Below are 10,525 nucleotides of genomic sequence, written 5' to 3'. Positions count from 1 at the left end.
TCGAAGGCCTTGGGCCCCTCCAGGTCCACCTCGACGATCTCGAGCGGTTTCTTGGCCTCGAAGGCGACGGCGGCGCGGGTCTTCATGGTGTCCTCGTAGGTGTTCGGCGTCGGCGCACAAAAGGGCAGGCCGGCGCTTCGGGCAAGCCCCTAGACCTGCGCGGTGCGGCGCGCGTCCACCGGCCAGACCTCGACCCCGCCCAGCTCGTCGACCACGTAGAGCGCGTCGTGCAGATTGACGGTCGGGTCGATGTGGCCGGGCTGCAGCCAGACCAGGTCGCCGACACGCGGCGCGTCGGGCGGCCAGGCCAGGCTCGCGTCGGCGTCGATCGCCGCGACGGACCGGTCGAAGTCGCCGCCGGCCTTCAGCGCCTGGGTCAGGGCCGGATGGAAGATCGCCCCGTGCTCGTCGCCCATGGGCCGCCAGCGGGCGCCCAGAGGCGCGCCGGCCGCGATCCGCGCCGGCGGTCCGTCCACGGAGTGGGCCTTCAGACCCGCGTCGCAGACCACGTGGGTCTTGTGCCGCGCCGAGACTACGCTGGCCGCCAGGAACAGCGAGGGCGCGAAGGCCCAGGCCCCGCCGTCCGGCGAGGGGCAATCCTCGTACTCCACGTCCATGAAGGCGTAGGAGCCGGCCTGGAGCTCGTTGAACACGCCCGAGGCCAGGTCGACGGCATAGGTGCCGGTGCCGCCGCCGGTGACGAGTTCCGGGGCCAGGCCCGCCTCGGTGAGTTCGCCCACCAGCCCGCCCAGCCGCTGGCGTGTCGCCTCGCAGGCCGCGCGGCGCTGGTCGAGATCGGCGAGGTGCTGCAGATGGCCGAGATAGGCCTGGACGCCGCGATAGAGCAGACCCGGCGCGGCGTTGGCGTGACGGGCCAGCGCCAGGACCTCCTCGGGCGGAACCCCGGTTCGGTGAGTGCCGAGGTCGATGTCGATGACCAGCCCTACGATGGTGTCCGCCGCTGTCGCGGCGGCCGACAGCCGGTCGATCTGGCCCACATCGTCGGCCACCACGGCGATCTTCGTCCCGGCCTTGGCGAGGGCGGCGATCCGCGCCGCGCCCCAGGGCGCCGGGGGCGAGGTGACCAGCAGATCTTCGATCCCGGCGGCCGCATAGACCTCGGCCTCCCCCACCGTCTGGCAACACAGGCCGACCGCGCCCAGCTCCACCTGGCGGCGGCCGAGGGTCGAGCACTTGTGCATCTTGCCGTGCGCCCGAAGCTTGACGCCGGCGGCGTCGCACAGGGCCTGCATGGCCGCCAGGTTCTGCTCCAGGGCCGCGTGGCGGACCACCAGGGCGGGGGTCATGGGCGGGCGGAACGCGACGGGCGGGCCGGGGCGGTCGGTCATGCGGCGGAAGTCCTGGAACCTGTGCGAAGGACCTTCATAGGGGCGCGAAAAACCATCGGCGATCAAGCCTTCTCGCCCACCTTCCCTTGGGGAAGGCTTTTCCTGCATCGCCTTGGCGCGGTTCGCGCGATGACGTACCAACACCGCCCATGACAACCAGCGCGTTCGACCTGTTCAAGCTGGGCGTGGGCCCGTCCAGCTCCCACACCATGGGGCCCATGACCGCCGGGGCGAGGTTCATGACGCGGCTGGCGGAGCAGAGCCTGCTCGCCAGCGTCGCGCGGATGGAGGTCACGCTCTACGCCTCCCTGGCCCTGACCGGCAAAGGCCACGCCACCGACCGGGCGGTCATCCTGGGCCTGGTCGGGTTCCATCCCGCCACCATCGATCCCGACGCCGCCGACGCGGCCCTGGAGACCATCCGCACCACCGGCCGCCTCAAGCTGGGCGAGATCGGTCCCGAGATTGGCCCCGAGATCAGCTTCGACGAGGCCCGCGACCTGGTCTGGGCCGGCCGCACGCGCCTGCCGCAGCATCCGAACGCCGTGGCCTTCCGCGCCTTCGCCGCCGACGGCGCCCTGAGCCTCGAGCGCACCTACTTCTCCATCGGCGGCGGCTTCGTACTGGACGAGGACGAGATCGCGGCCAACGGGCCGCCGGCCCGCGCCGTCCCCGTGCCCTATCCCTTCGGCTCCGGAGCCGAACTGCTGGAGCAGGCGGAGCGCGCCGGCCTGACCATCGCCGAGCTGATGTTCGCCAACGAGACGGCCGTGCGCCCGCCCACCGAGGTCAATGACGGCCTCGACGCCATCTTCAACGCCATGGAGGCCTGCATTGAGCGCGGCATGCGCCAGGAGGGCTGCCTGCCTGGCGGCCTGAAGGTCCGCCGCCGCGCCAGCCAGATCCGCAACGACCTGATGGCCAAGGTGGAGCGCAACATCTCCGACCCGCTGGCTGCGCTGGACTGGGTCAATCTCTGGGCGCTGGCCGTCAACGAGGAGAACGCCTCGGGCGGGCGCGTGGTCACCGCCCCCACCAACGGCGCGGCCGGGCTGCTGCCGGCGGTGCTGCGCTACTACGACCGCTTCTATCGCGGCTCCGTCGAGGGCCGCCGCACTTTCCTGCTCACCGCCGCGGCGATCGGCGCGCTCTACAAGCAGAACGCCTCGATCTCCGGCGCCGAGGTCGGCTGCCAGGGCGAGGTGGGCGTCGCCTGCTCCATGGCCGCCGCGGGTCTGACGGCGGCCCTAGGCGGTTCCAACGCGCAGATCGAGAACGCCGCCGAGATCGGTATGGAGCACAATCTGGGCCTCACCTGCGATCCCATCGGCGGCCTGGTCCAGATCCCCTGCATCGAGCGCAACGCCATGGGGGCGGTGAAGGCCATCGACGCCTCGCGCCTGGCGCTGCTGGGCGACGGCCAGCACACCGTCTCGCTGGACAAGGTGATCGCCACCATGAAGCGGACCGGCCAGGACATGAGCGAGATCTACAAGGAGACCTCGCTGGGCGGCCTCGCCGTCAACCTCGTCGAGTGTTGATCGCGACCTGAGGCCGGCCCGTTTCCCTGACGTGGCGGACAGAAGAACTCTGTCGACTCCTGCCGGTTTGGCGTCGAAGTTCGCGCCATGGACCCACGTGTATTTGTTCTGGCCCTTTCAACATTCTCCTTCGGATCAAGCGCCTTCATATTCGCCGGCGTGCTGGAACCCATGGCCGCCGACCTGGGCGTCACCACCGGCACGGTCGGACAGCTGCAGACGATCTATGTCCTGACCGCGGCCCTGGCCGGGCCGCCGCTGGCGATGCTGCTTGGCCGTCGCGAGCGCAAGGCGATCTTGTTGCTGGCGCTGGCCGCCTCCATCGCCTTCAGCCTGGCCTGCTACCTTTCCCAGAGCTTCGGCCAGCTCCTCGGCGTGCGCGCCGTCCTGGGCGGGATCGCGGCCCTGGCGGGTCCCGGCGCCGCGACCATGGCCGCAAGCATGGCGCCCCCGGAGAAGCGGGGATCGGCCATGGCCATCGTCACCGGCGGCATGACCATCGCCTTCCTTCTGGGAATCCCCATGGGCAGCGTGGTCGGCGCGGCCTTCGGCTGGCGCTCCACCTTCCTGCTGTCAGCCCTCCTCTCGCTCATCGCCTTCGCGGCCGTGGCCCTGTTCACGCCCAGTGTGGTGCCGCCGGCGCCCATCAAGGGCGGCAAGCTCGACATCGCCACGGCCCTGCCGCTCTGGACGGCCTCCTTCCTGGCCTTCGGCGCCAACATGACCATCAACACCTATCTGGCGCCGATCATCCGCCTGCAGACCGGGGTCACGGGCGCCGGCGTCGGGGCCTTCCAGCTGATGCTCGGCGTGGGCAGCTTCCTGGGCCTGTGGCTGGGCGGCCGCAGCGCCGACCGCGGCGCCGGCGGTCTGTCGGTGGGCTTGGCCTTCCTCACCCTGGCCTGCGGCGCCGGCCTCCACACTCTCGAGCTCTCGGGCGGCGCCCCGCCGGGGCTCGCCACCAATGCGATGGTCTGCCTGGCCATCCTGGTCACCGCGACCTCGCTGTTCGCGATCGTGCCGGTGCTGCAGAGCCGGCTTGTCGAAGCCCTGCCCACCGCCGCGGTCCTCGCCCTGGCGATCAACGGTTCGGCCGTCTCCTTCGGCCAGGCGCTGGGCGGCGCCAATGGCGGCCTGATGCTCACCCATTTCGGCGGCCCGGCGCTCACCACCTCGGCCATGGTCCTGGCGGTCGGCGGCGCGGTCTTCTGGTTCCTCACCGCCGGCCGGACGCGGCCTAGATGACAAGCGCGCGGCCAGGGGCCAGTCTGGCGCCATGAGCCTCATGCCCCTCCCCGCCCAGCCCGCCGACGTTGCCTGGCCGACGGAGGCCTGGCCCCTGGGCGAGCTGCCCGCCGGCCTCGACCAGGCGCGGTTCGACGCCCAGCTGGCCCGCGCCTTCGAGACCGACGAGATGGGGCAGACCCACGCCCTGGCCATCGTCCAGGGTGGACGGCTGATCTTCGAGCGCTACGGCCGGGCCCACGGCCCCGACCACACCTATCCGTCCTGGTCGATGGCCAAGAGCATCACCCAGGCCCTGGTCGGCGTGCTGGTGGGCGAGGGTCTGATCGACATCCACGCCCCCGCCGACGTCCCCGAGTGGCGCGAGCCCGGCGATCCGCGCGGCGCCGTCACCCTGGACCAGCTCCTGCGTATGTCGAGCGGCCTGAGGTTCGTCGAGGACTACGTGCCCGAGCATCCCTCCGACGTGATCGAGATGCTCCAACGTAGCGGCCGGCCCGACATGGCCCATTTCGCCGCCGCCATGCCGCTGGAGCACGCGCCGGGGACCTGGTGGTCCTACGCCAGCGGCACGACCAACATCGTCTCGAGGATCGCCGCTCGCGCGGTCGGCGCCACCGGTGAGGCCTTCCACGCCTTCATGCGCCAAGCGCTGTTCGATCCGCTGGGGATGAAGAGCCCGGTCCCCAAGTTTGACGGGTCGGGGACCTTCATCGGTTCATCCTACTGCTTCGCCACCGCCCGCGACTTCGCCCGCTTCGGCCTGCTCTATCTGCGCGGCGGCGAATGGGACGGCCGCCAGCTCCTGTCGCGCGACTGGGTGGACTACGCCCGCACGCCCACCTTCCAGCAACCGGGCGAGGAGAACCGCTATGGCGCCCACTGGTGGCTGGACGTCGCCGGCCCCGGCTCGTTCTCGGCCAACGGCTATGACGGCCAGTACATCGTGCTGGTTCCAGACCTCGACCTGATCCTGGTCCGGCACGGCGCCACGCCGCTCGCCAAGAAGGACGTGCTGAAGGCCTGGGTCGGAGAGGCGGTCGCTTGCTTCCGCTGACCCCGGGCCGCACCTCCGGCTTCAAACCATGAGCGGCGACGCGCGCCTGTTCGCTCAGCGGATGGACACGCTCTACCGCACCGACGGCGAAGGCCGAATGGTGGGCTCGAATGAATGGGACAGCCGGACCGCGCCGCGCTTCCACCTGATGCGCACCGCGCGCGGCCCGATCGCGCGCTTCCGGCACGGCCTCCCCGACGACTTGGTCCGACGGCTGCTGGATCTAGCCGCGCAGGAGCGCGACGCCCAAGCGCTCGACCGCCTTTCGGCCCTGCACGACCGTTATCTCGAAGTCCTGGCCGAGCACGCTTCCGTGGAGCGTGTCTGGTCGGGTCCGGCCTACCTGGCCGACGCCGAGCCGCCGGCAGATGGCGCGGCGGTGACCATCGATGAGCACAATGCCGGTCTCTTGCGCGAGACCTTTAAGGACTGGCTGCCCGATGTTCCCCACCGCCGCCCCTTCCTCGCCCAGGTCGATGCAGGCCAGGCGGTGGCCATCTGCGCCAGTGTCCGCATATCCGACGCGGTCCATTGCGCGGGGGTTGAGACCCATCCCGATCATCGCCGCCGCGGTCACGCCGTGGCGGTGGTGGGCGCCTGGGTCGGGGCGGTGCGGGACCTTGGAGCGACGCCGTTCTACAGCACCTCGTGGGACAACCTGGCGTCCCAGCGGGTCGCCTATCGGCTGGGTCTCCGGTTGGTCGGCGTCGATCTCCACGTGACGTGAGGCCGGTCTCCCTAGTCGGGATCACCAGCCAGAACCGTCTCGCGGTGCTTCAGGGCCACCGCTGCGGGCAGTCCCGACCAGCCTTGCAGCAGCGAGCCCCGGCCCCAGGGCGGTGAGAAATACTCCACCGCCCCCAGCCAACCCTTTTCCAGGCAGACCTCCCACCAGCGGACCAGCGGATAGCGCCACCCGGGCAGGCCCCGGCGCAGCCGCTCCTCGGCATAGAGCCCGTCCATCCAGGGCCAGTCCGAGCCGTTGTGGTAGCGGAAGGCGAAGGCGGACTTGGACCGCGTGTCGGCCCGGTGCTTGAACGGCGGGTAGACGCACATCATGCCCCAGTCGCCGAAGGACTGGTCGGTGTTGTGGCGGGTCTCCAGCCGGTCGCGCACCGCCTGCAGCACCTGGAGCGCGCGGTCCTCCGACACGGCGTCATAGCGCAGCAGGGTCAGGCTATCGAGCGTCAGGTGGTCCTCCAGCGCCGGCTCCACCTCGGCCAGCCCCTCGGGCGCGTGATAGTCCGCATACCAACCATCGGGCCGCCAGAGCTGGGTCTCGATGGCTGCGCGGGTCTCGGCCGCCAGGGCCTTGGCGGCGGCGCCGAAGGGGGGATCGAGCTTGGCGCCCAGCTTGGAGATCACGTCCAGCGCCCCGACCCAGAGCCCCAGGTCATAGGCCACGAACCCGCCGCGATAGACATTGTCGGCCCAGTCGCGCTCGTGGCGCGGCTTCACCGGCAGGCCCATTTCGGTGAGGCCGCGATAGCGGTCGAACACCGCCTTCACCAGCGGCCAGTGCCGTTCGGCCGGCTCCAGGTCGCCGGTGGTGCGCACATAGTCGCCGATCGCCAGCACGAAGAAGAGCGGGCTGTCGAAATGGTCGCTCCACCAGTCGATCGAGCGGATGTGGATCCAGTCCATGCCGAAGGCCGTGGTGCGCAGCTCCTCCCAGGCCCGCGCCTGCTCGGGGCCCGAGACGATCACGCCCGACGGCGCCTCGCCGTCCGGCTGCAGGCCCGAGGCGAGGATCTCGATCTCCTCGTGGACGATGCTCGGCGCCAGCCCCAGCAGCAGTTGCAGGGTCCAGTAGCCGTCGCGGTAATAGGTCCGCGCCGGCGCCGAATAATGCAGTCCCGCCGCCAGGCCGTCGAAGCGTCCGCGCTCGTCGCGGCGGACGCTGGAGAGCCCGGCGTGGACCCCCTGCACAACCATGCCGCGCATCACCGGATCGGCCTCCGGCATCAGGTCGCAATGGGCGGCGTAGGCCTGGGCCTCGCCCACGATGGTGTCGACGGAGAAGTGCAGGGCGCGGTCGGCCTCGGCCAGGTCCGCCCCGGCCGCGACCACCAGGTCCTCGCCCCGCTGTTCGATCAGCACTACGCCCCATTGCAGGTCGATCCGTCGCCGGGCCTTCTCGCGCCGGACGCGGGCCTTGGGATGGGTGCTGCGGTCCCAGCTGGCGCAGCGCCGGGCCGGGGCGAATCCGCGATAGGTCGCGCCGCGGATCACCATTACCGGCGCCTCCTGGGCGGCGAACACCCCGCCGCCCGGAGCGCTGAGGCCGTTGGGGAAATAGACGTAGGGCCCATCGAGGCCGGAGAACCGCAGCCGCCCCAGGTCGCCCTCGCCCCACAGCGCCAGATCGGCCCAGCCCTCGGCATGCAGCTCGCCCTGCAGGCGCGGCGCCATGATCGGCAGGGTCACCGCGTGGTCGCTCTCGACCAACCCGTCTTCGCGGGCCTTCAGGATCGGCTCGGGCACGGTCTCGCTCCTGTCTGGAGTCCAGGTTTAGGCGCATCGGCGCAACGCGGGAATAGGCGCGAAAGCTCCGCCGATGCGTCTGGACAGGCGTTCGAAAAAGGGCGCAGCCTGCGGACAAGGAACCAGGGGGAGTGCGACCATGGCGACGTTCCAGCTCAACGGCCGGACGGTCACGAGTTCGGGCCCGGAGGACGCGCCCCTACTGTGGGCGATCCGCGACGACCTGGGCCTCAAGGGCACGAAGTTCGGTTGCGGGATCGGCGCCTGCGGGGCCTGCATGGTCCATGTCGACGGCCAGGTCGTCCCGTCCTGCATCACGCCGGTCAGCGCGGTGGCCGGCGCCAAGGTCGTCACCATCGAGGGCCTCGATCCCAAGGGAGCCCACCCGCTGCAGACCGCCTGGATCGCGGCGCAGGCGCCGCAGTGTGGCTACTGCCAGTCGGGCCAGATCATGCGGGCCGCCGCCCTGCTGGCCGCCACGCCGCACCCGACCGACGCCGAGATCGACGCGGCCATGAACGGCAACCTGTGCCGCTGCATGGCCTATGTGCGCATCAAGAAGGCCATCAAGCTGGCCGCCGCCAAGCCGGGAGCCCGCGCATGAACAAGCTCTTCGCCCCCTCCCGCCGCGGCTTCATGATCGCCGCCACCGCCGCCGGCGCCATGTTCGGCTTCGTCGCGCCCGGAGCCGCCGCCGAGGCCGGCTTCGAGCCGACCGTCTGGTACTCGATCGACCGCCAGGGGATCGTCACCGTCAATGTCATCCGCGCCGAGATGGGCCAGCATGTGGGCACCGCCATCGCCCGCATCGTGGCCGACGAGCTCGAGGCCGACTGGGACAAGGTGCGGATCGTCAGCGTCGATAGCGACCCCAAGTGGGGCTATATGGTCACCGGCGGGTCCTGGTCGGTCTGGCAGAGCTATCCCCTGATGAGCCAGGCCGGCGCGGCCGGCCGCATCGCCCTCATCGAGGCCGGCGCCAAGCTGCTGGGCGCCGACCCCAAGACCTGCGTCGCCCGCAAGGGCATGGTCAGCGCCGGCGGCAAGTCGGTCTCCTATGGCGACATCGTCGCCAAGGGCGGGCTGAAGGCGTCCTTCACCGAGGCCGAACTGAAGGCCATGCCGATCAAGCCGCCCTCCGAGCGGCGGCTGATCGGCCGCGAGACCCAGGCCCGCGACATCCCCGACAAGACCAACGGCAAGGGCCTCTACGGCCTCGACGCCACCGTCCCCGGCATGGTCTACGCGCGGCCGAAGATCCCGCCGACCCGCAACCAGTCCAAGGTGGTCTCGGTGGACGACAGCGCCGCCAAGGCGGTGCCCGGCTACCAGCGCAGCCTGGTGCTCGACGACCCCTCCGGCACGATCCCCGGCTGGGTGGTGGTGCTGGCCGACAGCTTCGTGGCCGCCGATCGCGCCGCCGAGCTGGTCAAGGTGACCTGGACCAACGGCGACACGGCCAAGGTCTCCGAGGCCGACCTCCAGGCCCACGCCGCCAAGCTCATCGCCGATCCCAAGGCTGGCGCCATGGTGCTCAACGACGCCGGCGTCGACGGGGCCTTCGGGTCCGCCAAGTCGACCCTGGAGGCGACCTACACCACCGCCAGCGCGCTCCATTTCCAGATGGAGCCGCTCAATGCGCTGGCCTTCGAGAAGGACGGGGTCTTCGAGATCCACACCGGCGCCCAGTGGCAGTCGCTGACCCTGCCGACCCTCGCCAAGGCGCTCGGCCGGCCCGAGGACAAGATCGTCATGCGCACCTACCTGCTGGGCGGCGGCTTCGGACGGCGGCTGAACGGCGACTATGCGGTGCCCGCGGCCCTGGCCTCCAAGGCGATCGGCAAGCCGGTCAAGCTGGTCTTCACCCGCGCCGACGACAGCCTGTTCGACTCCTTCCGCTCGCCTAGCGTTCAGAAGGTGCGGATGGCCTTCGGCGACGGCGGCCGGGTGACCGCCATGGAGCACCACGCCTGCGCGGGCTGGCCCACCCTGGTGATGGCCCCCTTCTTCATGCCCAAGGGCGTCGACGGCGTGGCCTACGACCCCTTCGCGATCAATGGCGCCAACCATTGGTACACCGTCGGCGCCCATCGGGTGCGGGCGGTCTCCAACGACCTGGCCAACGCCGCCTTCCGTCCCGGCTGGCTGCGCTCGGTGGGCCCCGGCTGGACCAATTGGGCGGTGGAAAGCTTCATGGACGAAGCCGCCCACGCCCAAAAGGCCGACCCCCTGGCCTTCCGGCTGAAGCTGCTGGACGGCGCCGGCCGCAACGCCGGTGGGCCGCCCAGTGCGGTCGGCGGCGCCAAGCGCCAGGCCGCGGTCCTGGCCCGCGTCGCCAAGAACGCCGGCTACGGCGGCAAGCTGCCCAGGGACACCGGCGTCGGCCTGGCCACCACCTTCGGCCAGGAACGCGACATGCCCACCTGGATCGCCTGCGCCGCCCGCGTGCGGGTCGACCGCAAGAGCGGCGAGGTCAAGGTCGAGAGCCTGCACCTGGCGGTCGACGCCGGGGCCATCGTCCATCCCGACGGGGCGCTGGCGCAGATGGAGGGCGCGGCGCTCTGGGGCATGAGCCTGGCCCTGTTCGAAGGCGCGACCTTCACCAACGGCCAGATCGAGCAGACCAACCTGGACAGCTATACCCCGCTGCGGATGGCCGACGTGCCCGAACTGCACATCGATTTCGTGGAGAGCCCCGAGCCGCCGGTCGGCCTGGGCGAGCCCGCCACCACGGTGGTCGGTCCCGCCATCGGCAACGCCATCTTCGCCGCCGTCGGCGCCCGCGTCCGCCACCTGCCGATCCGGCCGGACGCGGTCCTGGCGGCGCTGAAGGCCTGATCGCTGTCCCA

The 10,525-nt window shown here is 71.0% G+C and carries 9 protein-coding genes; 6 read left to right on the top strand and 3 right to left on the bottom strand.

What is annotated here, in order from left to right; genetic code table 11:
* Window positions 1-86: hypothetical protein (locus Q8Q77_RS14845; protein ID WP_305584398.1), on the bottom strand; the 86-nt coding region annotated here is incomplete at its 3' end.
* Between the two features lie 63 nt (window positions 87-149).
* Window positions 150-1,349 carry a DSD1 family PLP-dependent enzyme gene (locus Q8Q77_RS14840; RefSeq protein ID WP_305584394.1) on the bottom strand — a complete coding sequence of 400 codons (1,200 nt, stop codon included), beginning with the start codon at window positions 1,347-1,349 and terminating at the stop codon, window positions 150-152.
* Window positions 1,350-1,498: 149 nt separating this feature from the next.
* On the opposite strand from Q8Q77_RS14840, the gene Q8Q77_RS14835 reads away from it, so the two are divergent.
* From Q8Q77_RS14835 to Q8Q77_RS14820, 4 genes are all read left to right on the top strand, one after another.
* Window positions 1,499-2,890 (top strand): L-serine ammonia-lyase, encoded by a 1,392-nt coding sequence (locus Q8Q77_RS14835; RefSeq protein ID WP_305584393.1) that lies wholly within the window; start codon window positions 1,499-1,501, stop codon window positions 2,888-2,890.
* A gap of 87 nt (window positions 2,891-2,977) precedes the next feature.
* The gene (locus Q8Q77_RS14830) at window positions 2,978-4,135 is read left to right on the top strand and encodes an MFS transporter (protein ID WP_305584392.1); all 1,158 of its coding nucleotides are present in this window, start codon (window positions 2,978-2,980) and stop codon (window positions 4,133-4,135) included.
* Between the two features lie 31 nt (window positions 4,136-4,166).
* The gene (locus Q8Q77_RS14825; protein ID WP_305584391.1) at window positions 4,167-5,192 is read left to right on the top strand and encodes a serine hydrolase; all 1,026 of its coding nucleotides are present in this window, start codon (window positions 4,167-4,169) and stop codon (window positions 5,190-5,192) included.
* Window positions 5,193-5,220: 28 nt separating this feature from the next.
* Window positions 5,221-5,919: a GNAT family N-acetyltransferase gene (locus tag Q8Q77_RS14820; RefSeq protein ID WP_305584390.1), complete on the top strand. Its 699-nt coding sequence runs from the start codon at window positions 5,221-5,223 to the stop codon at window positions 5,917-5,919.
* Between the two features lie 11 nt (window positions 5,920-5,930).
* Here the strand turns inward: Q8Q77_RS14820 and Q8Q77_RS14815 are convergent, their stop codons facing one another.
* The gene (locus tag Q8Q77_RS14815) at window positions 5,931-7,676 is read right to left on the bottom strand and encodes an amylo-alpha-1,6-glucosidase (RefSeq protein WP_305584389.1); all 1,746 of its coding nucleotides are present in this window, start codon (window positions 7,674-7,676) and stop codon (window positions 5,931-5,933) included.
* 139 nt (window positions 7,677-7,815) lie between these two features.
* Between Q8Q77_RS14815 and Q8Q77_RS14810 the strand changes: the two genes are divergently transcribed.
* Together Q8Q77_RS14810 and Q8Q77_RS14805 are read left to right on the top strand one after the other, a co-directional pair.
* Entirely contained in the window at window positions 7,816-8,280 is a 465-nt protein-coding gene (locus tag Q8Q77_RS14810) for a (2Fe-2S)-binding protein (protein WP_305584388.1), read from the top strand.
* On the top strand, window positions 8,277-10,514 hold the full coding sequence (locus Q8Q77_RS14805) for a xanthine dehydrogenase family protein molybdopterin-binding subunit (RefSeq protein ID WP_305584387.1): 2,238 nt from the start codon (window positions 8,277-8,279) through the stop codon (window positions 10,512-10,514). Before Q8Q77_RS14810 ends, Q8Q77_RS14805 begins: the two co-directional genes overlap by 4 nt.
* The last annotated feature ends 11 nt before the right edge of the window (window positions 10,515-10,525 follow it).

Origin of the sequence: Phenylobacterium sp. (genome assembly GCF_030698145.1) — a bacterium.
GTDB lineage: Bacteria > Pseudomonadota > Alphaproteobacteria > Caulobacterales > Caulobacteraceae > Phenylobacterium.
Note: the sequence above shows the minus strand (reverse complement) of the source record. Positions and strands in the feature narration are given on the sequence as shown.

Excerpts from the sequence above, each read along its gene's own strand:
- Q8Q77_RS14835 (WP_305584393.1), top strand. The coding sequence starts at position 1,499 with ATGACAACCAGCGCGTTCGACCTGTTCAAGCTGGGCGTGGGCCCGTCC.
- Q8Q77_RS14825 (WP_305584391.1), top strand. The coding sequence starts at position 4,167 with ATGAGCCTCATGCCCCTCCCCGCCCAGCCCGCCGACGTTGCCTGGCCG.
- Q8Q77_RS14810 (WP_305584388.1), top strand. The coding sequence starts at position 7,816 with ATGGCGACGTTCCAGCTCAACGGCCGGACGGTCACGAGTTCGGGCCCG.
- Q8Q77_RS14805 (WP_305584387.1), top strand. The coding sequence starts at position 8,277 with ATGAACAAGCTCTTCGCCCCCTCCCGCCGCGGCTTCATGATCGCCGCC.
- Q8Q77_RS14830 (WP_305584392.1), top strand. The coding sequence starts at position 2,978 with ATGGACCCACGTGTATTTGTTCTGGCCCTTTCAACATTCTCCTTCGGA.
- Q8Q77_RS14840 (WP_305584394.1), bottom strand. The coding sequence starts at position 1,349 with ATGACCGACCGCCCCGGCCCGCCCGTCGCGTTCCGCCCGCCCATGACC.
- Q8Q77_RS14820 (WP_305584390.1), top strand. The coding sequence starts at position 5,221 with ATGAGCGGCGACGCGCGCCTGTTCGCTCAGCGGATGGACACGCTCTAC.